The 22,804-nt window shown below is 75.4% G+C and carries 21 protein-coding genes; 10 read left to right on the top strand and 11 right to left on the bottom strand.

Annotated elements, in window-relative coordinates:
• The first annotated feature begins 25 nt into the window (after nucleotides 1–25).
• Together ACFCLZ_RS06850 and ACFCLZ_RS06845 are read left to right on the top strand one after the other, a co-directional pair.
• Complete coding sequence (locus ACFCLZ_RS06850; protein WP_380283846.1) at nucleotides 26–1,102, top strand: serine hydrolase domain-containing protein; 1,077 nt, start codon at nucleotides 26–28, stop codon at nucleotides 1,100–1,102.
• Between the two features lie 469 nt (nucleotides 1,103–1,571).
• Nucleotides 1,572–2,012: a helix-turn-helix domain-containing protein gene (locus tag ACFCLZ_RS06845; RefSeq protein ID WP_380283845.1), complete on the top strand. Its 441-nt coding sequence runs from the start codon at nucleotides 1,572–1,574 to the stop codon at nucleotides 2,010–2,012.
• A 19-nt stretch (nucleotides 2,013–2,031) separates the two neighbouring features.
• Here ACFCLZ_RS06845 and ACFCLZ_RS06840 read toward each other — a convergent pair whose 3' ends face one another.
• From ACFCLZ_RS06840 to ACFCLZ_RS06815, 6 genes are all read right to left on the bottom strand, one after another.
• On the bottom strand, nucleotides 2,032–4,194 hold the full coding sequence (locus ACFCLZ_RS06840) for a tetratricopeptide repeat protein (RefSeq protein WP_380283843.1): 2,163 nt from the start codon (nucleotides 4,192–4,194) through the stop codon (nucleotides 2,032–2,034).
• A gap of 47 nt (nucleotides 4,195–4,241) precedes the next feature.
• Entirely contained in the window at nucleotides 4,242–5,519 is a 1,278-nt protein-coding gene (locus tag ACFCLZ_RS06835) for a hypothetical protein (protein ID WP_380283841.1), read from the bottom strand.
• 443 nt (nucleotides 5,520–5,962) lie between these two features.
• Entirely contained in the window at nucleotides 5,963–6,634 is a 672-nt protein-coding gene (locus ACFCLZ_RS06830) for a vitamin K epoxide reductase family protein (RefSeq protein WP_380283840.1), read from the bottom strand.
• 64 nt (nucleotides 6,635–6,698) lie between these two features.
• The gene (locus ACFCLZ_RS06825) at nucleotides 6,699–7,520 is read right to left on the bottom strand and encodes a thioredoxin domain-containing protein (protein ID WP_380283839.1); all 822 of its coding nucleotides are present in this window, start codon (nucleotides 7,518–7,520) and stop codon (nucleotides 6,699–6,701) included.
• 184 nt (nucleotides 7,521–7,704) lie between these two features.
• Nucleotides 7,705–8,382, bottom strand: coding sequence for a hypothetical protein (locus ACFCLZ_RS06820; protein WP_380283838.1), 678 nt, complete (start codon nucleotides 8,380–8,382; stop codon nucleotides 7,705–7,707).
• Nucleotides 8,383–8,595: 213 nt separating this feature from the next.
• On the bottom strand, nucleotides 8,596–8,910 hold the full coding sequence (locus ACFCLZ_RS06815; RefSeq protein WP_380283836.1) for a hypothetical protein: 315 nt from the start codon (nucleotides 8,908–8,910) through the stop codon (nucleotides 8,596–8,598).
• A 10-nt stretch (nucleotides 8,911–8,920) separates the two neighbouring features.
• Between ACFCLZ_RS06815 and ACFCLZ_RS06810 the strand changes: the two genes are divergently transcribed.
• The 3 genes from ACFCLZ_RS06810 (at nucleotide 8,921) to ACFCLZ_RS06800 (ending at nucleotide 11,484) form a co-directional block, all read left to right on the top strand.
• Nucleotides 8,921–9,190, top strand: coding sequence for a hypothetical protein (locus ACFCLZ_RS06810; protein WP_380283835.1), 270 nt, complete (start codon nucleotides 8,921–8,923; stop codon nucleotides 9,188–9,190).
• A complete protein-coding gene (locus ACFCLZ_RS06805) occupies nucleotides 9,187–9,573 on the top strand; it encodes a hypothetical protein (RefSeq protein ID WP_380283833.1) in 387 nt (128 codons plus the stop codon). Before ACFCLZ_RS06810 ends, ACFCLZ_RS06805 begins: the two co-directional genes overlap by 4 nt.
• 1,035 nt (nucleotides 9,574–10,608) lie before the next feature.
• A complete protein-coding gene (locus ACFCLZ_RS06800) occupies nucleotides 10,609–11,484 on the top strand; it encodes a CHAD domain-containing protein (protein WP_380283832.1) in 876 nt (291 codons plus the stop codon).
• Nucleotides 11,485–11,493: 9 nt separating this feature from the next.
• On the opposite strand, the gene ACFCLZ_RS06795 is transcribed toward ACFCLZ_RS06800, so the two are convergent.
• Nucleotides 11,494–12,297, bottom strand: coding sequence for a uracil-DNA glycosylase (locus ACFCLZ_RS06795; protein ID WP_380283831.1), 804 nt, complete (start codon nucleotides 12,295–12,297; stop codon nucleotides 11,494–11,496).
• A gap of 138 nt (nucleotides 12,298–12,435) precedes the next feature.
• On the opposite strand from ACFCLZ_RS06795, the gene ACFCLZ_RS06790 reads away from it, so the two are divergent.
• Together ACFCLZ_RS06790 and ACFCLZ_RS06785 are read left to right on the top strand one after the other, a co-directional pair.
• Nucleotides 12,436–13,431, top strand: a complete 996-nt coding sequence (locus ACFCLZ_RS06790; RefSeq protein WP_380283830.1) for a slipin family protein — start codon at nucleotides 12,436–12,438, stop codon at nucleotides 13,429–13,431.
• 76 nt (nucleotides 13,432–13,507) lie between these two features.
• Entirely contained in the window at nucleotides 13,508–13,975 is a 468-nt protein-coding gene (locus tag ACFCLZ_RS06785; protein ID WP_380283829.1) for a CBS domain-containing protein, read from the top strand.
• 23 nt (nucleotides 13,976–13,998) lie between these two features.
• Here ACFCLZ_RS06785 and ACFCLZ_RS06780 read toward each other — a convergent pair whose 3' ends face one another.
• Nucleotides 13,999–14,409 carry a PaaI family thioesterase gene (locus tag ACFCLZ_RS06780; RefSeq protein ID WP_380283828.1) on the bottom strand — a complete coding sequence of 137 codons (411 nt, stop codon included), beginning with the start codon at nucleotides 14,407–14,409 and terminating at the stop codon, nucleotides 13,999–14,001.
• 111 nt (nucleotides 14,410–14,520) lie between these two features.
• Nucleotides 14,521–17,448, bottom strand: a complete 2,928-nt coding sequence (locus ACFCLZ_RS06775; protein WP_380283827.1) for an FAD-binding and (Fe-S)-binding domain-containing protein — start codon at nucleotides 17,446–17,448, stop codon at nucleotides 14,521–14,523.
• A 132-nt stretch (nucleotides 17,449–17,580) separates the two neighbouring features.
• Between ACFCLZ_RS06775 and ACFCLZ_RS06770 the strand changes: the two genes are divergently transcribed.
• The 3 genes from ACFCLZ_RS06770 (at nucleotide 17,581) to ACFCLZ_RS06760 (ending at nucleotide 20,950) form a co-directional block, all read left to right on the top strand.
• Nucleotides 17,581–18,207 carry a hypothetical protein gene (locus ACFCLZ_RS06770; RefSeq protein ID WP_380283826.1) on the top strand — a complete coding sequence of 209 codons (627 nt, stop codon included), beginning with the start codon at nucleotides 17,581–17,583 and terminating at the stop codon, nucleotides 18,205–18,207.
• Nucleotides 18,208–18,743: 536 nt separating this feature from the next.
• Nucleotides 18,744–19,094, top strand: a complete 351-nt coding sequence (locus ACFCLZ_RS06765; protein ID WP_380283825.1) for a hypothetical protein — start codon at nucleotides 18,744–18,746, stop codon at nucleotides 19,092–19,094.
• Nucleotides 19,095–19,711: 617 nt separating this feature from the next.
• Complete coding sequence (locus ACFCLZ_RS06760; protein WP_380283824.1) at nucleotides 19,712–20,950, top strand: threonine/serine exporter ThrE family protein; 1,239 nt, start codon at nucleotides 19,712–19,714, stop codon at nucleotides 20,948–20,950.
• Between the two features lie 22 nt (nucleotides 20,951–20,972).
• On the opposite strand, the gene ACFCLZ_RS06755 is transcribed toward ACFCLZ_RS06760, so the two are convergent.
• On the bottom strand, nucleotides 20,973–21,530 hold the full coding sequence (locus tag ACFCLZ_RS06755) for a GNAT family N-acetyltransferase (protein ID WP_380283823.1): 558 nt from the start codon (nucleotides 21,528–21,530) through the stop codon (nucleotides 20,973–20,975).
• A gap of 102 nt (nucleotides 21,531–21,632) precedes the next feature.
• Nucleotides 21,633–22,319: a lytic transglycosylase domain-containing protein gene (locus ACFCLZ_RS06750; protein WP_380283822.1), complete on the bottom strand. Its 687-nt coding sequence runs from the start codon at nucleotides 22,317–22,319 to the stop codon at nucleotides 21,633–21,635.
• Nucleotides 22,320–22,804: the final 485 nt, after the last annotated feature.

Below are 22,804 nucleotides of genomic sequence, written 5' to 3'. Positions count from 1 at the left end.
CGCGGGAGACGGGGGAGCGGTACGGATGACCGGATCGGTGCCACTCGCGCCGCTCGCCGAACTCGGCGCGCCCGGCGGGCCGTTGGAACAGCTGCTGGTCGCCGGCCTGCGCGCCGCCGGGACCGGCGGCGTCTGGTCGGTCGGCGACGCGGGCGGCGTCCGGGGCCGCGGCCGCACCGGCGTGCTCGGCCAAGGCCCGTACGGTGGGCGGCCGATGGGCCATGACACGGTCTTCGACCTGGCCAGCGTCACCAAGATCGTCGCGCTCTGGCCGTGCGCCGGAGCGCTCCGGCAGGCCGGCCGCCTCCCGCTGGACCGGCCCCTCGGCGACTACTGGCCGTCGGTGGCCGGTCGTCCGGCCGGCTCCGTGACGGCCCGTCAACTGCTGACCCACACCGCCGGGTTGCCGCTGCGGACCCGGTTCGCCGAGCTGTACGGGACCGACCCGGCGGCGATCCGGGCCGGAGTGCTCGCCGCCCCGCTGCACCGCCCGCCCGGCGCCGCCGTCGAGTACACCGACCGGGCCGCCGTCCTGCTCGGCCACCTGGTGGAGTTCCTGGCCGGCGCGCCGCTCGACGAACTCGCCGCCCGGCAGACCTGGCGGCCGCTCGGCATGGCCGACACCCGCTACGGCCCGCTCGGCCCGGAGTTCGCCGGCCGCACCGCCCCCACCGAGTACGAGCGGACGGCGGACGATGTGCTCTGCGGTACCGTGCACGACCCCTCCGCCCGGCTGCTCGGCGGCGTCTCCGGTAACGCCGGGGCCTTCTCCACGGCCCGTGACCTGGAACGCTTCCTCACCGCGCTGCTGGCCCCGCCCGCCGGGACCGCGCTGCCGTGGGGCGGGCCGTGGATCGCCGAGTCGCTGCGGGTGCAGACCGGCGGACTCGCGCCCGCCCGCGGCCTGTCCTGGCTCTGCGCCGCCGGTACCGACCCGGCCGAGGGCACCTTCGTCCACTACGGCTTCACCGGGACCGGCATCTGGATCTCCCGCCGCCGCGGCCGCTGGGCGCTGCTGCTCACCAACAAGGTCCACTACGACCGGGACTTCCGGCCGCTCACCGACCTGCGCAATGCCTTCCGCCGGGCGGTCTTCGGTTAGGGCGTGGGGCGAAAGACTTCCCCCGGGAATTCCGGGAGCCATTCGGACGATGCTTCCCGCCATTGACGGGGGAGCTGCCGAGGGGCATGCTGATCCCTGTTGCGGGACTATTGCGCAAGGCTGTCACCGATATTTCCGACGTCCCGGGGGAAGGGCGCCGGAAACAGGGCCGGAAGACCCACCAGATTTCTGGGGGGTGAATCCGCTCCGGCCGTCGGGGGGTGTCGGCCACTCCGCCTCGGCCGGGATCGGCCGAGGTCAGCGCCGTGACGCCCGGAGGGATACGGCCCGGGCGGCGGCGACCGTGAGTTTCCAGGGCAGCGCACGATTTCAGGAATGCGGTGATTCCATGGTGGTCCAGAACTCTGCCGGAGACCGGCGTCGGACCTTCCCGGGCGGCGGCCGGGAGATATTCGCAGGGGAGTCCGGCAAAGCCGCCCGGCCGGTTTCCGGGGCGGCTCCGGAGGAATTGCCCGGCGAGGACTTCGGTACGGCGCTGCGGCGGCTCAGGCTGGAGCGCGGCCTGTCCATGCGGGCCCTCGCCCAGCGGCTCGGCTACAGCGCGCACAGCGTCTTCTCCGACATCGAGGCCGGCCGCCGCATCCCCTCGGAGGCGCTGACCGGCTCCTACGAGGAGTGCTTCGGCCTGCCGCTGGGCTCGCTGCTCCCGCTGCGGCGACGCGCCCTGGTCGACCGGGCCCGCCGGCTGACCGACCGCCCGGCGCCCGCCGCACCACCGGCGCCCGTCGCACCACCGGCGGCGCCGCTTGGGCCGGGGCCGACCCGGGCCGCGCCCGGCGGCGGCCCGCACCGGCCGGCCGCGCCCGACTCGGTACTGGAGGCCGCCGCCCGGCTGGCCGTCGCGGTCCTCTCCCGCACCCGGACGGTGGTCGACCGCTGGCGCGGATGAGGAACCCGGCGGCGGGCCCTCAGCCCGTCGTGGCGGCGCGCCGCTCCAGGCACTCGGCGCGGGCGGCGCGGACGTCCTCGTCGTCCGGGAGCAGCTCGGCGGCGATGTCCAGATCGGCCAGCGCCGCCTCCCAGCGGTCCGTGCGCAGCAGTACGTAGGCGCGGTTGAAGCGGACCAGCGGGTCCTCGGGCGCGAGGCGGACGGCGTGCTGGAGGTCGGCCAGCGCGGCCTCCGCTTCGCCCGCCCGGTAGGCGGCGCCGGCCCGACCGCAGAGCGCGGGCAGCAGGTCCGGATCGGCGCGCAGCGCCCGGTCGAAGGCCTCGATGGCGGAGCGCTGGTCGTCCTGCTCGGCGTGCACCCGGCCCAGCACCGCCAGCAGGTGGGCGTTCTCCGGGGCCAGCGCCAGGCCGGCCAGGGCGTCGCGCTCGGCGCCCGCCACGTCGCCCTCGTCCAGCAGCAGCCCGGCCCGGTTGACGTAGGCGTCGACGAAGCTCGGGTCCAGCACCAGCACGTAGCCGAAGTCCGCGAGCGCGCCCTCGACGTCGCCCAGCGAGCAGCGGACGTCACCGCGGTTGTAGTACACCTCCGGGAACGGCGGACCGAGCCGCAGCGCGGTCTCGTACGCGGCCAGGGCGCCCTCCTCGTCGCCGCGCCGGCGCAGCAGGTTGCCGAGGTCGAAGTGGTACTCCGGGTAATTCGGGTCGCTCTCGATGACGGAGCGCAGGTCCGCGAGCGCCTCGTCCAGCCGGCCGAGGCCGGTCAGCACGGTGGAGCGGTTGTGCCGCAGCACCGAGCGGTGCAGGCTGTGCTCGTCCGCGCCGAGGTCCCGGTCGAGCTCCGCCAGTCCGGCGGTGACCAGGTCGAGCGCGGCCTGCGGGCGCCCGCGGTGCGCCTCGATGAGGGCCAGGCCGTTGTGGTGGAAGACGGTGTTGAAGGCGCGCTGCCGCGGGTCCGGCAGCAGGGAGGCGATCGCGATCGCCTCGTTGATCCAGGCCACCGCCCGCTCGTGGTCGCGGCGGTCCGGGGAGCGGTGCCGGGTGTAGAGCATCGCCGTCGCGTACGCGCACTGGAGGTGGGCGGTCGGGTCGACGGAGTGGACCCGGACCTCGTGGCAGACCGCCTCGGCCTCGTCGGCGCGTCCGAGGGCCGACAGCGAGGTCGGCATCTTGCCGGTGAAGTGCCACCAGGCCTGCGGGAACGCCACCGGGTCGAGGTGGGAGCGGCCGCGGCGGCAGAACTCCAGGCTGGCGTGGTAGAAGCCGAGCAGCATGCAGGCGTCCATCGCCCTGGCGAGCGCCGGGAGGCCGGCGCCGCCCACGTCGGTGCCGTGTTCGAGGTGGTAGGGCAGGGCGCCCAGGTCGAGCGAGGGCTCGCCGAGCGCCGCCAGCTCGGCGGCCCGCCGGTCGTGCAGCTCCCGGCGCTCGCGCACGGGCAGCGCGCGGTAGGCGGCCAGCGCGGCGGGGTCGTCGTCGGTGCCGTCGCCGGCCACGTACCGGGCGGCCCGCTCGGCCTCGCTCCGCGGTCCACCCTGCGCGGCGGCGGGGGCGGCCGGGGCGGCGAGTAGCGTGCAGTACCGGGCCAGCACCTCGGGCAGGTTCTCGCCGAGCGGCGTGCCGGCCTCCACCGCCCGGTCGACGGGCAGCGGGTCGAGCAGCGCCGCGGTCCCGCCGGCGACCACGGTCAGCAGCGCCGGGTCGGTGCGCCGGAGCAGGACGGAGAGGAACTCCAGGTCGGTCGGGTCGGCGTGGTCGAGGTCCTCGACGACCAGAGCGTGCGGCCCCTCGGCCCGCCGGGTCAGCAGCTCGGCCAGGAACTCCTGGAGGCCGTGCGCGATGCGCAGCGTCCGCCAGCGGGAGTAGAACCTGGTGCGTTCCTGCGGGACGGCCAGCGAGGTCAGCGTCTCCCGGGCGGCCGGCACCCGCCCGCGCAGCTCCGGCGCGGCGGTCAGCAGCTCCACCTCGTGCGCGGCGACCAGCTCCGGCCACCGCTCGGCCGCCGCGGGAACGACGGCGCGCAGCAGCGTCCCGGCCGCCGTGTAGGGGCCGCGCAGCCGGCGGTGCGCGGAGACCTCGGGCAGCAGCGGCTGCGGCAGCGCGAGCGCGGCCCGGGCGGCGGCGCGGTCGCGGCGCAGGCTCCCGGTCACCAGGACGTGGTGGCCGGATCCGGCGGACGGTGTGGACATCGGACCTCCAGAGGCGGCGGGGGCGTTGGGGCGGGACGGGGTCGGGGTCACGGGGCGGCCGGGAGCACGCCGGGGGCGGCCGCCGCGCGCCGGGTCCGCCGCTCGCGCAGGTACAGCGCGGTGGAGAGGGCGACCTCGCCGACGGTCAGGACCAGGAAGACGATGCTGTCGGCCAGTCCGGCCCAGCGGTGGCCGCCGTCCCCGGAGAGCTGGTCGAGCACCGACCGGGAGGCCCGGGCCACGATCGGCGGCAGGTTCACCGCCAGCGTCGCCAGGGCCAGCGTGTAGCCGACCGCCATCAGCACCGCGTACCAGCGGGCGACCGCGCGGTCCCGCGGGTGCCAGCGCTCCGGGTCGTACGGGGCCGGGCGGCCGCGCAGCCGGGCCCAGTGGTCGGCCAGCAGCTGCTTGGCGGTGGTGTGCAGGTCCACGCAGCCCAGGACCGTGACGACGAGGTAGTACACGTCGGTGCGCAGGAAGAAGAAGGCCTGCCAGACCACCCGCAGCACGGTCGAGTAGGCCAGGCCGAGCGCGACCCCGCCGACCGCGGACAGCGCGCCGTCGGCGTGCCGGGTACCGGCCGCGACCAGCGTCAGTACGGCCAGCACGCCCAGGTCCGCCAGTACCCCGGCGAGCATCGGCAGGATCCGGCGCCGGCGGTCCACGCTGACCAGGCCGTCGAGTTCGGTCTGCACCACCACGAAGTACAGCCGCCGGCCCACCGACAGCCTGGAGGGCAGGCCCAGCCGCCGGCCGGCCAGCGCGTGCGCGGCCTCGTGCACCAGGATCAGCGGCGCCTGCGCCAGGAACATCACGACGACCAGCACCGACAGGTACGGGCTGAAGAACAGGTGCCGGTAGCCGGGGACCAGCTCGGGCGAGCGCACCAGGGTGACCGCCGAGCCGGCCAGCAGCGCCAGGTACAGCGCGGCGCCGGCCGGGGAGAACACCGCGCGGCCCAGCCGCTGCCAGCGCACCGGCGCGGGCGGCGGCGCGGGCGCCTCGCCGGGGTCGCGCAGGAAGCCCAGCTCGCCGAGGTCGGTGACGAACTCCGCGATGTCGACCGCCTCGCCGTAGCTCTGCGCGTACCACCGGGCCGCCTCGGCGGGCTCGGCGCCGTCGACCAGCCGCCGCAGCAGGGCGGCGCCGTCGGCGGGCAGCACGACGAAGGTGCCCTCGTCGAGCCGGCCGACCGTCACCTCCTCGCCCTCCGGCAGGAAGACCAGCGGGTGGAACGTCAACGGGCCGGTGTCGCGGGGCTGTTCGGGGTTGGCGTGGCCGCTGCCCGCCGGGCCGGGCGGTGCGGTGGCAGGCCGCTCTGGCATCGCTCCTCCATGCGGATCGCCGACGGGGGTGGGCCGGTGGGCCAGCGGCGGCGGGCGGGATCGTGGAACCGCCCGCCGCCGGGCGTTGCGCTCGCGACTAGGCCGGGAGCACGACGGGCGGCCAGGTCGGCCCGCAGGGGCCGCCGCCGTAGAGCGAGGCGCCGCTGGTCAGGCGGACGGAGCCCGCCTTGCGGATGGCGATCTTCTTCATGTCGGTCACCTCCTTTCACCGGGCGTGGGGACGACGGTGCCCCCGGGCCGGACCCCGGCCGCCGCAGTGGGCGGCTGCTGGGGTCCGTCGGGGACACGTCATCTCTAGCAGGGGAGGAGGGCTGTACTCGATGCCTCGCGAACACTTCGGATCCAGGCCGAGAACTGGTCGCGTACGGCGCCGCGAACACCGCGTGGGCGGCGAACTGACGTCACGTCAGGCCGATGGTGCGTCAGAGCAGCGTGGACCAGTAGTACCAGAACCGGTTGAGGATCAGCAGCGCGATCACCGCCGCCCACAGCACCGGCGGCGCCCAGTGGTAGCGGGCCGCCTCCCGGACCACCGGCCGCAGCCGGGGACCGACCGGGATCACCCCGGAGCGCAGGTTGTGCAGCGTCGTGTACCAGAACAGCGGCACCACCGTCGCCCAGACCACCATGCAGAACGGGCAGAGCGCGCCGATGTCGTACAGCGCCTGGTCGATCAGCCAGTGCACGAAGCCCACCCCGACCAGGGTCCCCGCCTGCAGGCCGAGCCAGAACCACCGGCGGTACGCGGCCCCCGCCAGCAGCCCGGCGCCGACCGCCGCCAGCGCGCCGAACGCGGCCAGCCCCAGCAGCGGGTTGGGGAAGCCGAACACCTCGGCCTGGTCGGTGCGCATCACCGAACCGCAGCTGATCACCGGGTTGAGGTTGCAGCTCGGGATGTAGGAGGGGTCCTCCAGGAGGCGGAGCTTGTCGAAGGTCAGCACGGCCGAGGCGGCCAGCCCGATCAGGGCGGCGATCAGGACGAACAGCGAGAACGCGCGGCCCGCGCCGACCGGCGCCGAACCCGGCGCGGCCGGTGCGCAGGAGGCGGGGCGGGAGGACGGGGAGGAAGGGGGCAGAGCGGTCGATGCGGTCATGGCAGAGCACTCCGTGGGTGAGGATGAGGCCGGCCCGGCCGGGAATCGGCCGGGCCGGTGGTGCTCACTGCAAGCCCGCGGCCTGCTTCACCTGGGCGGTGAACTGCTCCGGCGTGAGCGCGCGGTTGCCGCTGAACAGCGTCAGCGCCTTGCCGTCCACCTTCACCGTCGGGGTCCCGGTCACCCCGCTGTCGTTGAACGCGTCCGCGACCTTCTTCGCCCACGGCGCGTACGTCCGGTCGTTGACCGCCTTGACGAACGCGTCCGTCTTCAGGCCCGGCACCTGGTCGGCCAGCTCCAGCAGGTGGTTGACGTCGCCGAAGCCGTCCTCGCGCTCGTCCGGCTGGTTGGCGTACAGCACGTCGTGGTACGCCTTGAACTTGTCCACGCCCTCGTTCGCCGCGGCGCCGACCGCGGCCAGCGCGGTGCGCGAGCCCTTGCCGCCGAGGTTCTTGTCCAGGAACGCGGCCAGGTGGTACTCGACCTTGACGGTGCCGTCCTCCACCAGCTTCTTGACGGCCTCGCCGTTGGTGGCCTCGAAGGTCTTGCAGACCGGGCAGCGGAAGTCCTCGAACACCTGGAGGGTGTGCGTGGCCTCCGGCTTGCCCCAGGTGATCACGGTGCCGTCGGCGCCGGAGGTGTTCGCCGGGACGACCAGTGCGGTCGGCTCGGCCGCCGCGGTGGAGGACTTGTCGTCACCGGCCGTGCCGATCGCGAGTGCGGTGCCGCCGACCAGGGCGAGCGCGACGGCGGCCGAGACGCCGACGACGATCCGCTGACGGCGCTTGGCGGCCTGCTTCTCCTGGCGCTGGGCCTCCTGGATGCGCTCACGGGCGCTGATCTTCTGGGCCTGCTTGCGGGAGGGCTTCTGGTTGGGGTGAGCCATGCTCGGTCAACTCCGTGGTGGGGGCGCGCCGCGGGGCGCGCGGGGGTGTCCCGCTCCGGCGCGCGGCACGGCGTGCTCTGCACGGGTGCGCGGCATGCGTCGGCCGGAGGGGTGACTGGACGAGAGTCGGAGTTGTGCGCCGCCCGCCACGGGTCCTTCGGAGGACCGGCCTTCGAAAGGCTCGTCAGCAGGCAGGCGCGAGCAGCGGCGGGCCGCGGCGCGGTGCCGGGCTCAGCACCACGTCCTCACGGCGCGGGCGGCGGCGGTCCGGGACCGGCAGCGGCACCCGCAGCACCGGCCGGACCGGCGCCGGGACCAGCAGCAGGACCAGCGCCCGCAGCGGCGCCGCGACGGCCTGGCGCAGTGCGCGCAGCGCCCGCCCGAGGCCCGACAGGGCGGCGTCGCCGAGCCGCAGCCAGGTGGCGGCGGCGAGCGCGATCACCAGGTGCACCAGCAGGAGCAGCACCTGGGTGGCGGCGGGCGCCAGCCGTCCGGAATGCCCCAACTGGCCGTAGAACAGCGAGGACCCGTCCACCGAGCCGCCGCCACAGACCAGCAGGTTCATGCCGCGGGCCGGGAGGTCGCCGCCGAGGACCGGACCACAGGTGGTCTGGCCCAGGTTGAAGGTCGTGTTGAGCAGCAGCTCGACCGGGACCATCACGGCCGCGATCTGCGACAGCCGCCGCTCCCCGCCGGCCAGCACGGCCGAGACCAGGAAGACGACGGCGGCGGCCATCGCCACCAGGGTGAGCGGCAGCGGACGGCCGGTGATGAGGACCTGGCCCAGCGCGGACAGCGGCACGGCGAGCGCGGTGAACACCGCGGCCCGCAGGGCCCTCGTCGCGTGGGTGGAGGTCGTCACGTCCGGGAGTATGTCACGACGTTTACAACGGGCACGAGGGTGCGTCCGGGGTTGCGGCCGGATCGGGGCACAGGTTGTCCCGCATCGGTTGTTCGTTCGGGAGGTGGGGGCGGGGAGTTCACCGAAGCGATGGGTTTGGCGGGGCGCGGGGCGGGTGAGGGGGCGTCAGGCGCTGACGGGGGCGGTGGGACGGTCCGACAATCGGGCGATGGACTACGCCCTTGGCCCGGGGCCGTCGGTGCCGGTGGCGCCGTCGCCGCCGGTGGTGCCGTGGACCTTGCCCTGGCCGTCGCCGTGGCACTGCCCGTCGCCGTCGGTGCCGTCGCCCTCGCCCTCGCCGACTGCGGTCGTGCCGACGCCGACGGTGTCCCCGGCGCCGTCGTCGTCGCCGCTCCCTTCGCCGGCTCCTTCGCCGAGCCCCGTGCCCGCGCCTGCGCCTGTGCCCTTGGTGGTGCCGACATCCCCGGCCGCCTCACCGCACCCGGTGAAACCGGCCCCGGCCTCGATCCCGCCCCGGGCCCCGATCACCGTGGAAGCGGTGGCGCCCGTTCGGCCGGCCGTGCCCGTCCCGGCGCAGGCCTCGCCCAGCTGGACGGCGCAGCCCCCGCCCCCGGTCCCGCCGCCCGCCCCCAGCCCGACGGCCACCCTCGCGGTCGTCGCCGCCGTGCCCCCGCCCCCCGCCGCTCCGCCCGCCGTCGGGCTCGACCCGAGCACCTGGACCGCCGTGCTCGTCCTCACCGTCCTCGTCCCGGCCGCCCTCGCGGCCGCCCTCGGCCACCACCACGCGACCTCCCGGAGCCGCCGATGAACCCCGCCCCCCTGCTGAGCGCCGCCGCGTGCGTGACCCTGGCCGTCGGCGCCCTCGCCGTCGCCCACCGCGTGCGCCCGGTCGTCCCGGAGGGCGAACTCCCGCCCGAACCCCACCCCGTGCTCTCCAGCATCGGCGCCGGCCTGCTGTCCGGCTTCATCCTCCTCACCGGCTTCCTGGTCGCCACCGGCTGGGCCGCCCGCAGCACCGGCATCGCCCCGCCCAGGGGCCTCTACCTCGCCGACATCGCCGCCGGCACCGCCGTCCTCCTCTACCCCGCCCTCGCCGGCCTCCCCTTCACCCCCCGCTACACCACCGCCGTGGTCTTCTTCGCCGCCCTCGTCGGCTACACCATGTCCCTGGCCGTCCAACTCCGCCCCTGAGCCCACCCACACCGACACAGCCCCGCCGGAGCGGGGTGGCGCGAGAAGTCGGCCCGGTCGACTTTTGAATCCGCGTGTTCCTGTCAATCGAGGCTGCTGTTGTGCGCCGGCGGGCGGGTGCGGGGTGCCTTGGCAGGCTGGCGGCGTGGGAAGTCGGGCCGGTCGACTTCTCGCGCCGCGTGCCGCCGGGTTGGTTGATGGAGCGGGAAGTCGGGTGGGTCGACTTCCCACTCCGGGTGTCGCTGTGGTGGGGCGGGGGTTTGTGTGTGGGGTGGTGGTGTGGAAGGTCGGGTGGGTCGATTTCCCGGGTTGGGTGCTGCTGCGTCTTGCGGGGGGTTTGGCGATCTCGGGTGGTGCGGCTGGGTTGGTTGGTGGGGTGGGAAGTCGGCCGGGTCGACTTCCCAGGCCGGGTGCTGCTGTGGTGGGTCGGGGGTTTGTGTGTGGGTTGGTGGTGTGGAAGGTCGGCCGGGTCGACTTCCCGGGTTGGGTGCCGCTGTGTCTCGCCGGGGGCTTGGCGATCCCGGGTGGTGCGGCTGGGTTGGTTGGTGGAGTGGGAAGTCGGCCGGGTCGACTTCCCACGCGGGGTGCTGTTGTGCTGGGGCGGGGGTTTGTGTGTGGGGTGGTGGCGCGAGAAGTCGGCCCGGCCGACTTCCCGGGTTGGGTGGCGCTGCGTCTCGCGGGGGGCTTGGCGATCCTGGGTGGTGCGGCTGGGTTGGTTGGTGGAGTGGGAAGTCGGGTGGGTCGACTTTTGAATCCGCGTGTTCCTGTCAATTGAGGCTGCTGTTGTGTGCCGGCGGGCGGGTGTGGGGTGCCTTGGCAGGGTGGCGGCGTGGGAAGTCGGGCCGGTCGACTTCTCGCGTCGCGTGCCGCCGGGGCGGGGTGTGGCTGGGTTGGGAGGTGGCGTGGGGCGTCGGGTGGGTCGGCTTTTCGGGTTCGCCTGGCCCTTGGGGGGTGGTCGGAAGGGGGTCTGCCCGGGGTGGGGCGGGAGGGCTAGCCTGGAGGCGTTCCGGAGGCGCCAGGGAAGGGTGCGGGCGGATGGCGGGCGATGTGGTCACGGTGGGTGAGGTGGTGCTCGGGCGGGTCCGGGCGCAGGCTGAGGTGTTGGCCGGGCTGGACGAGGCGGTGCGGGCGGACCAGCCGGACGCGGTGCACCGGATGCGGGTCGCGTGCCGGCGGTTGCGCAGTGCCTTCCGCACCTACCGGCGGCTGCTCGCGCCGGGGGCCGCGGACGAGCTGGTGGCCGAGCTGCGATGGCTGGCCGCCGCGCTGGGGCGGGCCCGGGACCGGGAGGTGCTGGGCGAGCGGTTGGCGGCTCGGGCGCGGGAGCTGCCCGCGGAGTGCGGGCCCGAGCGGGTCGCGGCGGAGTTGGAGCGCTGGGGGAGGGCCGAGTACCGGCGGGTCCGGCCGGAGGTGGTGGCCGCGCTGGACAGCCCGCGCCGCCGCGCCCTCGCGGACGGTCTGACGGCGCTGCTGGCCGAGCCGCCGCTGCGCGGCCGGGCGGGCCGGGCGGCCGGACCGGAGCTGGCCCGCGTGGCCGCGCGCGAGCAGCGGCGGACGGCGGAGCGGGTGCGGTCGGCGCTCGCGGGCGGCGCGGAGCGGGACGTGGCGCTGCACGAGGCGCGGAAGGCGGCCAAGCGCGCCCGGTACGCGGGTGAGACCGCGGTGCCGGTGGCGGGCGGGGCGGCGGAGCGGTACGTGGAGCGGATGAAGGCCGTCCAGGAGGTGCTGGGCGAGCACCAGGACGCCGTGGTGGCGTCGGCCGCGCTGCGGGACCGGGCGGGCGCGTCCGAGGAGCAGTTCGCCTACGGCGTGCTCTACGGGCAGCAGCTGGCGGAGGCGGAGCGGGCCCGGCTCGCGCTGCCCGAGGTGTGGGCGCGGGCCGCGCGGCCGAAGCTGGCCCGGTTCGTCTGAGGGCGGGCGTCACTCCTCGGCCGGGTCGAGTCCGGCGGTGCGGGCGGCGGTGCGCAGCAGCTCGCGCAGCATGGTCGTGCTGAGCCGGCCGGTGTTGGTGTTGCGCGGGCTCACGTGGTAGCAGCCGTACAGCTCCAGCGGCGGGCCGCCGTCCCGGGCCGGCAGGGTGACGTGGGCGCCGTGGCCGAACAGCGGCCGGGGCCGGGGGAGCGTCCAGCCGGCCGCGTCGAGCGCGGGGAGCAGCGCCTGCCAGGCGAAGCCGCCGAGTGCGACGACGCTGCGCACGGTGGGGCGCAGGAGGTCGAGTTCGCGGGCGATCCAGGGGCGGCAGGTGTCGCGTTCGGCGGTGGTGGGCTTGTTGTCGGGCGGGGCGCAGCGGACCGGGTCGGTGATCCGCACGCCGTGCAGGGCCAGGCCGTCGCCGTGGCGGACGGACTCGGCGCGGTTGGCCAGGCCGAGGCGGTGCAGGGCGGCGTAGAGCAGGTCGCCGGAGGGGTCGCCGGTGAAGATCCGGCCGGTGCGGTTGGCGCCGTGCGCGGCGGGGGCGAGGCCGACCAGGACGAGCGGGGCGTCGGGCGGGCCGAAGCCGGGGATGGGGCGGGCCCAGTAGTCCCAGTCCAGGTAGGCGCGGCGCTTGGTGCGGGCGGTCTCCTCGCGCCACTCGACCAGCCGCGGGCAGGCCCGGCAGCCGGTGACGACGCGGTCGAGGGCGGTGAGGTCCGCGGCGCGGGCGGCGGCCGCGGCGGGGTGGCGCGGGTGGTCCGGGTTGTCGGCGGGGTCCGGCGGGCCGGCGGGGGGCTGCGGCTGCGGCATGGCGACGATCCTAGGGTGTGAACCGGGTTCGACCGGGCGCCGACCGGGCAGGCGTAGCGTGGAACCAGTGGTTCCGGCGGCCGACGGCCGGGTCGGGTCGGCGACGGCCGGGGCTCGCTGCTGCGTGAGGAGGCCGTCATGGTCGTCGATGTGGTGGTCGGGGTCATTGTCGCGGTGCTGCTGTTGACGGCCGTGGTGGGCGGGCTGAGCCTGCGGGTGGTGCAGCAGTTCCAGCGGGGCGTGGTGTTCCGCTTCGGTCGGGTGCGCGACGAGGTGCGCGATCCGGGACTGGTCGCGCTGCTGCCGGTCGCGGACAGGCTGCGCCGGGTGAACGTGCAGATCGTGACGCTGCCGATCCCGGCGCAGGAGGGCATCACCCGGGACAACGTGACCGTCCGGGTGGACGCGGTGGTGTACTTCCGGGTGGAGGACCCGGTGAAGGCGATCGTGAACGTGCAGGACTACAACTTCGCGATCTCCCAGGTGGCGCAGACCTCGCTGCGGTCGATCATCGGCAAGAGCGAGCTGGACGACCTGCTGGCCAACCGCGAACCGATCAACCAGGGCCTGGAGTTGATGATCGACAGCCCGGCGCTGGGCTGGGGGATCGAGATCGACCGGGTGGAGATCAAGGACGTCGCCCTGCCGGAGGCGATGAAGCGCTCGATGTCCCGGCAGGCGGAGGCCGAGCGGGAGCGGCGGGCGCGGATCATCACGGCGGACGGCGAGTTCCAGGCGTCCGCGCGGCTGTCGGAGGCGGCCGCGGTGATGAGCGCGACCCCGGCGGCGCTCCAACTGCGGTTGTTGCAGACGGTGGTGGAGGTCGCGGCGGAGAAGAACTCGACGCTGGTGCTGCCGTTCCCGGTGGAGCTGCTGCGGTTCCTGGACAGCGCGACCGAGACGCACCGGCGCGGTGTCGCCGAGCGGGACGGCGCCGAGCGGGGTGTCGACGGGGCGGACGCGGTGGAGCAGGGGACGGCGCAGGCGCCGACGCTGCCCGGCCTGGAGCAGATGGAGCAGTTGGAACTGCCGCCCCTGGAGGAGGTGCTGGACCACTCGCCGCTGGACCCGCCGGAGCGGCGCGAGGGCGGCGGTGAGCAGGGCAGCGGCGAGCAGGGCGACGGCGGGACGTAGCGGGCCCGGTGGCGGGGCTCCCGGCGCCGGACCACGATGGAGACGTGGGAGTGGCAGGCACGTCAGGAGGCCGATCATGACCAATGCGGGCGACATCATGCACCGGGGCGCCGAGTGCGTGCGCGAGCACGAGACGCTCGCCGCCGCGGCCCGGATCATGAAGGAACGCGGAGTCGGGGCATTGCCGATCTGCGGGGAGCGGCAGAAGCTCCTGGGCATCCTCACCGACCGGGACATCGTGCTCAAATGCGTGGCCGAGGGCCTGGACGCGGAGCAGGTGACGGCCGGGGACGTGGCCCAGGGGCGGCCGATGACGGTGGAGGCGGACGAGGACGTCGAGCAGGTGCTGCGGGTGATGGAGCAGTACCGGGTGCGCCGGCTGCCGGTGATCAACCACCCGGAGCACGAGCTGGTCGGCATGATCAGCGAGGCGGACATCGCGCGCGGTATGCCGCAGGCGCGGGTCGCGGAGTTCGTGACGGCGGTCTGCGCCGAGGACTCGCCGCGCTCGAAGGAGGTGCTGGAGACGCCGCAGGGCGTGTGAAGGACCGGACCGGACAGGGCGGCTCAGGCCAGCGCGTAGACCGCGGTGGCGTGGGCCGCCGCGTCCTCCTCGCCCTCCGCGCCGAGGGTGATGTCCAGGAAGGCGATCCGCCGGCCCAGCTTGGTGACCCGGGCGTGCACCAGGACGTCCCGCCCGGTGACCGCGCGCTGGAAGCTCGCCGACTGCTGGACGGTGGTCACCGGGCCGAAGCCGCCCCGGGCCGCCGCGACGGCGATCACGCCGGCGGTGTCGGCGGCGGCCATCAGGGCCTGGCCGGAGAGCGCCCCGCCCTCCCTGGCCAGCTGGTCGGACCAGGGCAGCCGCAGCACGGCGTGGCGCTCGCCGGTGTCGGTCACCGACAGGCCGAGCGCCCGCACCCAGGGGGCGAAGTTGTCGGCCAGGATCCGGTCCGCCTCGGCGGTGGTGAGGGTCATGCCGCCATTGTGGCGGGCGCGTCGCACGGTGTCAGCGTCGCACGGCGTCCGCGCCGTACGGTGTCGGCGCCGTACGGTGTCAGCGCCGCACGGTGTCAGCGTCGCACGGCGTCAGGGGGTCCGCCGGTCGTCGGAAGGCTGCGCGCGCAGCGCCCGCCGCATCAGCTCCGCCAGGTGCAGGGCCCGGCGGCCGTCGGCCAGTTGGGCGATCTGGGTGCGGCAGCTGAAGCCGTCCGCGAGGAGGACGGTCTCCGGCCCGGCGGCGCGCACCTCGGGGAGCAGGACGCGCTCCGCGATCGCCACCGACACCTCGTAGTGGCCGCGCTCGAAGCCGAAGTTGCCCGCCAGCCCGCAACACCCCGAGTCCAGCACCCGGTTGGCGACGCCCATCCGCCGCTCCACCCGGCGGTCCGCCGCGCTGCCGAGCACGGCGTGCTGGTGGCAGTGGGTCTGCGTGACGGCGTCCACCGGCAGCTGCGGCAGCGGCGCGTCGGGCGCGTACTCGTCGATGAACTCGGCGAAGGTGCGGGTCCGTTCGGCCAGCGGGCGGCCCTCGGCGCCGAGCAGGCGCGGCACCTCCTCCCGCAGGGTCGCGGTGCAGCTCGGGTCGAGTCCGACGACCGGGGTGCCGGCGGGCAGGCCGGTGGCGGCGAGCGCGGCCAGGCTGCGCCGCATCACCCTCCGGGCGCCGGGGAGTTGGCCGGTGGAGTACCAGGTCAGCCCGCAGCAGACCGGGCCGGCCGGCAGCCGGACGTCGAAGCCCAGGTGCTCCAGCACCTCGACGGCCGCGCGCAGCACCTCCGGCTGCAGGTGGTCGGCGAAGGTGTCCGGCCAGAGCAGCACGGGCGGCGCGCCGGCCGGGGCCGGGCCGGTGGCGGCGCGGTGGCGCCGGTACCAGCGGGTGAAGGTCTCCGGCGGCAGGACCGGCAGCACCCGGCGCGGGTCGATCCCGGCGAGCCGCTTGAGCGCGCCCGCCGCCGGTGAGCGGGCGACGGTGTTGGCCAGGCCGGGCGCCAGGGCCGCGCCGCGCAGCCAGAGCGGCAGCCGGCCCAGCGCGTAGTGCGCGGCGGGCCGCGGCCGGTGCCGGTAGTGCTGGTACAGGAACTCGGTCCGGTAGGTGGCCATGTCGACGTGGACCGGGCAGTCGCTCGCGCAGCCCTTGCAGCCGAGGCAGAGGTCCAGTGCCTCGCGGACCTCGGCCGAGCGCCAGCCGTCCGTGATCGCGCCCCCGGACGGGCCGCCGCCGCGCAGCATCTCGGCGAGCAGCCGGGCCCGGCCGCGGGTGGAGTGCCGTTCCTCGCCGGTGGCCATGTAGCTGGGGCACATCACCCCGGTGGCCGGGTCGACGCACGTGGCGACGCCCACGCAGCGGCGCACCGCCTTGGCGAGGCTGCCGCCGTCCTGCTCGTACGGCAGGGCGAGCGGCAGCGGAAGCACCGGGCCGGTGAACCGCAGGTTGGCGTCGAGCGGGCGGGGGTCGACCAGGGTGCCCGGATTGAGCAGCCGCTCCGGGTCCCAGATCCGCTTGAACTCCCGGAACAGCTCGATGACTTCGGGCGGGTACATGCGCGCCAGCAGCTCGCCGCGGGCCTGGCCGTCGCCGTGCTCGCCGGAGAGCGAACCCCCGTACGAGACCACCAGATCGGCGGCCTGCTCCAGGAACTCCCGGAACACCAGCACCCCGTGGGGCGCGGCGAGCGGGAAGTCGATCCGCAGGTGGACGCAGCCCTCGCCGAAGTGCCCGTACGGCACACCGCGCAGGCTGTGCCGGCGCAGCAGCGCGCGCAGCTCGCGCAGGTAGTCGCCGAGCCGCTCCGGCGGGACGGCGGAGTCCTCCCAGCCGGGCCACGCCTCCCCGCCCCCGGGGAGCCGGGTGACGGTGCCGGCGCCCGCCTCGCGCACGCCCCACAGCTGGCGCTGCTCGGCCGGGTCGGTGACCACGGCGACGGTGGCGGTGCGCTCGCGCCGGACGGCGTCGGCGATCCGGCGGGCCGCGTCCAGCGCCTCCGCCGGGGTGGCGCCGCCGGTCTCCAGGAACAGCCAGCAGGCGCCGTCGGGCAGCCGGTCCAGGGCGGGCGGGCGCGGCCCGGCGGCGAGCAGCGCGGCGACCAGGTCGGCGGCCATGCCCTCGACGGTGAGCGGGCCGAGCGGCAGCAGCGCGGGGACGGCGTCGGCGGCGGCCGTCTCGTCCGGGTAGCCGGCCAGCACCAGGGCGCGGGCGGGCGGGTCCTCGACCAGCTTGACGGTGGCGCCGAGCAGCAGCGCGCAGGTGCCCTCGGTGCCGGTGAGCGCGCGGGCCAGGTGGTGGCCGCGTTCGGGCAGCAGCGCGTCCAGCGGGTAGCCGGAGACCCGGCGCGGCAGCACGGGCATGCCCCGGCGGATGACGGCCAGGTTCCGTTCGGTGAACTCCTGGAGCCGGTGGTGGAGTTGGCCGGCGCGTCCGGGCAGGGCGGCGAGCGCGGCGCGCCCGTCCGGGCCGAGCGGGCCGCTGACGGTCAGCTCGGTGCCGTCGGCGAGCAGCAGGTCCAGTGACTCGACGTTGTCGGCCGTCCGGCCCCAGGCCACCGAGTGCGCGCCGCAGGAGTCGTTGCCGATCATGCCGCCGAGGGTGCAGCGGCCGTGCGTGGACGGGTCCGGCCCGAACCGCAGGCCGTACGGGCGCGCGGCGCGCTGCAGGTCGTCCAGGACGGTGCCGGGCTCGACCCGCGCGGTGCGGCGCTCCGGGTCCACGCCGAGCACGGCGCCGAGGTGGCGGCGGAAGTCGAGCACCACCGCGCCGGGGCCGATCGCCTGCCCGCCGATGCTCGTCCCGGCGCCGCGCGCCACCACCGGCACCTCGTAGCGGCGGCAGAGCGCGAGCGCGGTGCGCACGTCGTCCAGGTCGGCGGGCTTGACGACGCCGAGCGGCAGCTGGCGGTAGTTGGAGGCGTCGTGGCTGTAGACGGTGCGCTCGGCGGCGCCGAAGCGGACGTCGCCGCGCAGCACGGCGGACAGTTCGCGGGCCAGGTCGGTGCCGGGCGCGGTGTCGGGTCGGCTCACGGGCGGTCCTCCCGGGCGGTGGGCGCGTCCAGGTGATGGGTGCGGCTGAGCCGATCATCGCAGCCGCGCCGGGCGGGCGGTACCGGGAAAGGGCTGGCCGAGGAGGCGGGGCGTCTGGCACTGTCGGCTTCCATGATCACCGACCCTCACGACGACCCCCGCCCCTTCCTCGCCCACCTGCCGGTCGGCGAGCGGCTCCCGATCCCCGAGGACGCCGCACCGTCCTGGGAGATCTTCCCGTACCAGCCGGCCGAGGGGGGCGAGCTGCGGGTGCGGCCGCTGGACGCCCCCGAGCTGCCCGAACCGCCCCGGCACGGCGAGGCGGGCGCGGCGGAGTGCGGCGAGTGCGACCGCCCGGACGAGGACTTCGTCTGGACCGACGAGCACTGGCGCCTGCGGGCCTACGGCCAACCGCACGGCCTGCCCGCCGTGCTGCTGCTCAACCCGCGCGGCCACCACGACCTGCTCGACCTGCCGCCGGCCCGGGCGGCGGAGCTCGGCCCGGTGCTCCAGCGCGTGGAGCGGGCGATCCTCGGACTCGGCGGCATCGGCAGGGTCCACGTGAGCCGCTGGGGCGACGGCGCGGCCCACCTCCACCTGTGGCTGATCGCCCGTCCCGAGGGCCAGCGGCAGCTGCTCGGCTCCACCCTGCCGCTGTGGATGGACCTCCTGCCGCCGCTGCCGGACGAGGTCCGTGCCGACACCCTGCGCCGGATCGCCGCCGCCCTCGCCGCCGACGGCGGCACCGCGCACGCCTGACCGCCCGGCCACCTGCGCCGCCGGGCCGGTCCCGGCCGCCGTGCTGCCGGGTGCGGCCGAAGGGCAGCGGGTCGGCCGGCCCGGTCCGGGCCGGCCGGTCGGCGAGGGAGCCCAGGGCGTCGAGGGCGCAAGGCTTCCCGCCGCGACGGTCACGGCGTCGTGTTCCCGAGAGGGACGCTCCCGGGCGTGCGGAGGCTGGGCACCGGGCTCGACCACATGGTTGCGCGGGACGGCGCCGACAACGACAGGAGCCCTGACCCTGAGGAGTCGGCCGGAAGTTGATCACTGTGGTGGGCTGTGCGCCGCCTCTTGAGTGAGTGAAGAAGGTATTCGACGGCGTCGACAGTTCGTCCCGGCGGGATGCCTTGCCGACTGGGCTCGCCGGGTTGGCTGGGGCATGGCTATTCGCAGTGATCGGCCCCTGCTGACCGATCCGAGTGAACCTTTCAGCAATGCCGGTGGCGGTCATCGCGCCTGACAACGTCGGCGCGCGGAGGTCCGCAGGATGAGCCAAGGTCTCCACAAGTGAGGAAACGATGATCAGACGAATCGCCGTCGTTGTTGCTGCTGTCGGTAGCCTGCTGCTCACGGGCGCGGGCGTGGCCGGCGCGAACTCCGGTGTCCACCGGGGTCACCAGGGTGGCCACCATGGGCACCAGGGCGACCACCATGGGCAGCCCGGGGTCTTCTGTTCCGCGGGTTCCGACGGTTTCGTGGCGAACTGCGGCAATACCTACGTCTACAACCCCAACGTCCTGGGCGGCCTGCTCAGCTTCCTGTCGGTGCCGCCGACCACCGGCGGCGGGGGCGGGAACAATGGCGGGGGCGGGAACAACGGCAGCGGGAACGGCAGCACCGGCGGCGGCAGCAGCGGTGGCAACAGCTAGCACTGCAAGGGTGCTTGACATTGCGAGGCCTCAGCTCTCGGGCTGTGGCCTCGCCTGTTTACGGCCGATCCGGCCTAGGTTTTGGAGTCGGTGGAGTCAGTGCGGGGTGTGGTCGATTGTCGACAGGCCCGACATCCGGCGGACACTCTTGGGTGCACGGGTGCGGTTGCCCTTGGGGGGCGGTCTTGGCGACCGGCGCATCATTGCGGAGACTCTTGGCAACCCATGGAGCCCCATTTGGCTTACGGTCGTACAGCTCCGCTCGCCGGGCCATGACACATCCGTTCCATGGATGACGGAAGTGCCCGAGCAGCGAGTCCAGGCAGTCCGCCGGCTGTCTCCGCTCGTCGTAGGCGGGGACCACGACGCTGGTCAGGGGTGAGGGCATGACGCGGGAGCGTAGGAGCGCCTGCGAACGGTGGCAAAGCGCTGATGGTCCGTAGGCGGGGAAGCTCCCGTCAAATCGGCCGTACGTACGCCCTGTCTTCACCGATCGCTCACCGGGCGCGTCCACGTCAGGGCCGGGATCCCCCCTCGTGGTTCCGGCGCGCGCGGTCCCGGACCGGCGGGCAGGCTGGAGGCGTCGGCACGGTCGGGACACGGACGGAGGCGGGCCTGTGGAACAGCTGACGCGGCCACCCCGGGTCGGCGAACTCACCGCCTTCCTGGCCCGGCTGACCACCGTGCTGCTGCGCAACAGCGGCGAGGGCGTCGAGGAGCTGGAACCGGCCGTGGCCGGGGCGGCCCGGGTGCTCGGCGGCTCGGCGCGGCTGCTGGTCGTCCCGGAGGGCGCGGTGCTCAGCGTGACCTCCGGCGGCGGGACCAGCACGGTGACCGTCCGGGCGTTCCCCGAGGTGTTCCGGCTCGACCAGGTGGCCGCCGTCCGTGCGCTGCTCGCCGACCTCGCGGACGGCCGGCTGACCCTGCCCGCCGCGGCCGGGCGGCTCGCCGCCGTCGACACCGCCCCGCCGCCGTACCCCCGGTGGGCGAAGGCGCTCGGGATCGTGCTGTTCTCCCTCGGTTTCGCCCCGCTGATGCAGCCCACCTGGTGGGAGGTCGGCTCCACCGCCGTGCTCGCCTCGGCGAGCGCGACGCTCGTGCTGGCGGCGGGCCGTCGGCCCCGGCTGGGTCCGGTGCTGCCGCTGGCGGCGGCCGTGGTGGTCTCGGTGGTCGCGCTGCTGGTGTTCGCCCGCACCCCGGCGCACGGCGGACCGGTGCTGATCATGCTGCCCGCGCTGTTCTTCTTCGTCCCCGGTGACTACCTGAGCGCGGCCACCGCCGAACTCGCGGCCGGGCACCTCACCCCGGGCGCCGTGCGGCTGGTCTACGCGGTGTTCCTGCTGCTCCAGCTGTACGTCGGGATCCTGATCGGACTCGCCGTCACCGGCCGGGACCGGCACGCGCTGTTCGATCTGACGGCGACCCAGGACCTGCCGCGCTGGGTGCTGTTCACCGCCTGGATCGTCTTCACCGCGGGTACCGTGCTCGCCTTCGCCGTCCCCGCCCGGTTCGGGCCGGTGCTGCTGCTCCTGGTCTACCTGACGGTGGCGGTGCAGAGCCTGGCCACCTGGCTGGCGGGCGAGGTGGCCGGGACCTTCGCCGCCGCCGTCGTCCTCGGCGCCGCCGCGACCCGGCTCGCCGCCCGGCCGGGGGCGCCGCCGCGGCTGATCCTGCTGCTGCCCGGCTTCTTCACCCTGACCGTCGGCTCGCTCGGCATGCGCGGCCTCACCGACCTGGCCGGCGGGCACCCCATCGGGGGGTTCCGCGACCTGATGGAGCTGGTCACCCTGGTGACGGCGATCGCGGTCGGGCTGGTGACCGGCGAGGTGGTGGCGGCCGTTCGGCGCGGCCCTTGAAGCCGTCCTCGAAGGGGGCCGTTCAGACCGCGCCGACGGCGGCCGTCCGGGTGCCGGCGGGCGCCCCGACCAGCTCGCGGACGTACCGGTCGAGCCGGTTCCCCGTCGGCTCCAGCACCCGGCCGGCGTAGCGGAAACCGGCCCGCCGGGCCACGGCCGCCGAGGCGAGGTTCTCCGGGTCGACCCGGATGACGCCCTCGGTCGCGCCCTCCAGCGCCGCGTACCGGCCCACCAGGTGAACCGCCCGGGTCACCAGGCCCCGGCCGCGCCAGGCCGGGTAGAGGCCGTACGCGATGTTGACCTGCCCCGGGCCGAGGCACGGCATCGCGAACCGCAGGTCGATCGTGCCGACCAGCACCGGTTCCGGCCCGGTCCGGATCCCGAACACCCGGGCCGGCCCGCGGTGCACCCACTGCGCGGTGCACCGCCGCACGTACTCCTCGGTGCCCGCCCGGGTGCTCGGCCCGCCGTTCAGCCACCGCACCAGCAGTTCGTCCTCGCCGGCCAGGTGCGCGTCTATGTCCGCCGCCCGGAACGGCGTCAGCGTGACGACCCCGTCGGAGAGCCTCACATGGTCCATGGGTCCCACTCTGGCGCCCCGGACGTGCGCGGGGCCATCAGGATTTCGGCCAGCTCACAGTCCGGACCACGCGCCCCGTCGGTCATCGACGCGGGAGCCGGCTCAGTACCAGTGGTGGGACTGCCAGAACGCCCAGGCGCCGCACGGGCTGCCGTAGCGGGAGTTCATGTAGTCCAGGCCCCACTTGATCTGGGTGACCGGGTTGGTGCGCCAGTCGGCGCCGGCCGAGGCCATCTTGGAGCCGGGCAGGGCCTGGACCAGGCCGTAGGCGCCGGAGGAGGGGTTGGTGGCGGTGATGTTCCAGCTGCTCTCGCGGGACACGATGTTGTTGAAGCACTGGAGCTGGCCGGCCGGGACGATCTGGGCGGCGATCTCGCGCGGGCTGCCGGAGTAGGACGGCTTGCTGTTCAGGGCGGAGCGCTCCTGCGAGCGGGAGGCGGCGGCCTCGGCGTCGGCCTTGGCCTTCGCGTCCGCCTGGGCCTTCGCCTCGGCCTCGGCCTGCGCGGCAGCGGCGGCCTGCGCCTGCGCGGCGGCGTCCGCCTCGGCCTGGGCCTGCGCGGCAGCGGCGGCCTGCGCCTGCGTGGCGGCGTCCGCCTGCGCCTGCGCCGCGGCGGCGGCCTGCGCGTCCGCCGAGGTGTCGCCGGCGGTGCCGACCACCGCGGCGGCGGGGGCCTCGGCGACGGCGGTCCCGCTGTCCGGGATGGCGAGGGCGGCGGTGGCCGCGCTCGCCACCACCAGGGTGGTGATCCCGGTGATCAGCGAGTTGCGGCGGGCATGGCTGAGCTGCATGGAGCGGTCGATCCTTTTCCGTCGGGGTGCCGTCGGGGCCTCGGTGGCCGTCGGGGCGTGCCGGCCCCGGGCGGGGCGGCGGCGCGGGCGCCGGACATCGCGCGGGACCCGCTCGGGGGAGCGGCCCGCGGCGGCTCCGGGACGGCCGTGGTGGTGTCCCGGTGCGGACGGGCGGGGTGGGACGGGTTGCGCGGCGGGGGACCGGCCGCGCTGCCTGGCGACGGGCCATTCTTGGCAGAGCCCGGCGGGGGCGGCAAAGCCGCCTGCTACGACGGGCGGTAGTGGAGCGAGCGGCCGGAACGGCGAAGCGCCCGGCCGACGGCGGGCGCTTCGTGGCGTTTTGTCCGTTTCGAGGAATCGATGGGGGGATCGGCGGAGTCGTCGACGAACCAACGGCCCGAACCGGCCCGCCGCCTGGGTCGTTCCGGTCCGGCGCCGCCCCGTCGGTCGCGCGGGCACCCGCCGGGCGGCGTCCCGCGGAGCCC

It is taken from the genome of Kitasatospora purpeofusca (assembly GCF_042691725.1).
Lineage (GTDB): Bacteria > Actinomycetota > Actinomycetes > Streptomycetales > Streptomycetaceae > Kitasatospora > Kitasatospora purpeofusca_B.
Note: the sequence above shows the minus strand (reverse complement) of the source record. Positions and strands in the feature narration are given on the sequence as shown.

Excerpts from the sequence above, each read along its gene's own strand:
- ACFCLZ_RS06850 (WP_380283846.1), top strand. The coding sequence starts at position 26 with ATGACCGGATCGGTGCCACTCGCGCCGCTCGCCGAACTCGGCGCGCCC.
- ACFCLZ_RS06840 (WP_380283843.1), bottom strand. The coding sequence starts at position 4,194 with ATGTCCACACCGTCCGCCGGATCCGGCCACCACGTCCTGGTGACCGGG.
- ACFCLZ_RS06835 (WP_380283841.1), bottom strand. The coding sequence starts at position 5,519 with ATGCCAGAGCGGCCTGCCACCGCACCGCCCGGCCCGGCGGGCAGCGGC.
- ACFCLZ_RS06830 (WP_380283840.1), bottom strand. The coding sequence starts at position 6,634 with ATGACCGCATCGACCGCTCTGCCCCCTTCCTCCCCGTCCTCCCGCCCC.
- ACFCLZ_RS06825 (WP_380283839.1), bottom strand. The coding sequence starts at position 7,520 with ATGGCTCACCCCAACCAGAAGCCCTCCCGCAAGCAGGCCCAGAAGATC.
- ACFCLZ_RS06805 (WP_380283833.1), top strand. The coding sequence starts at position 9,187 with ATGAACCCCGCCCCCCTGCTGAGCGCCGCCGCGTGCGTGACCCTGGCC.
- ACFCLZ_RS06800 (WP_380283832.1), top strand. The coding sequence starts at position 10,609 with ATGGCGGGCGATGTGGTCACGGTGGGTGAGGTGGTGCTCGGGCGGGTC.
- ACFCLZ_RS06795 (WP_380283831.1), bottom strand. The coding sequence starts at position 12,297 with ATGCCGCAGCCGCAGCCCCCCGCCGGCCCGCCGGACCCCGCCGACAAC.
- ACFCLZ_RS06790 (WP_380283830.1), top strand. The coding sequence starts at position 12,436 with ATGGTCGTCGATGTGGTGGTCGGGGTCATTGTCGCGGTGCTGCTGTTG.
- ACFCLZ_RS06785 (WP_380283829.1), top strand. The coding sequence starts at position 13,508 with ATGACCAATGCGGGCGACATCATGCACCGGGGCGCCGAGTGCGTGCGC.
- ACFCLZ_RS06780 (WP_380283828.1), bottom strand. The coding sequence starts at position 14,409 with ATGACCCTCACCACCGCCGAGGCGGACCGGATCCTGGCCGACAACTTC.
- ACFCLZ_RS06770 (WP_380283826.1), top strand. The coding sequence starts at position 17,581 with ATGATCACCGACCCTCACGACGACCCCCGCCCCTTCCTCGCCCACCTG.
- ACFCLZ_RS06765 (WP_380283825.1), top strand. The coding sequence starts at position 18,744 with ATGATCAGACGAATCGCCGTCGTTGTTGCTGCTGTCGGTAGCCTGCTG.
- ACFCLZ_RS06755 (WP_380283823.1), bottom strand. The coding sequence starts at position 21,530 with ATGGACCATGTGAGGCTCTCCGACGGGGTCGTCACGCTGACGCCGTTC.
- ACFCLZ_RS06750 (WP_380283822.1), bottom strand. The coding sequence starts at position 22,319 with ATGCAGCTCAGCCATGCCCGCCGCAACTCGCTGATCACCGGGATCACC.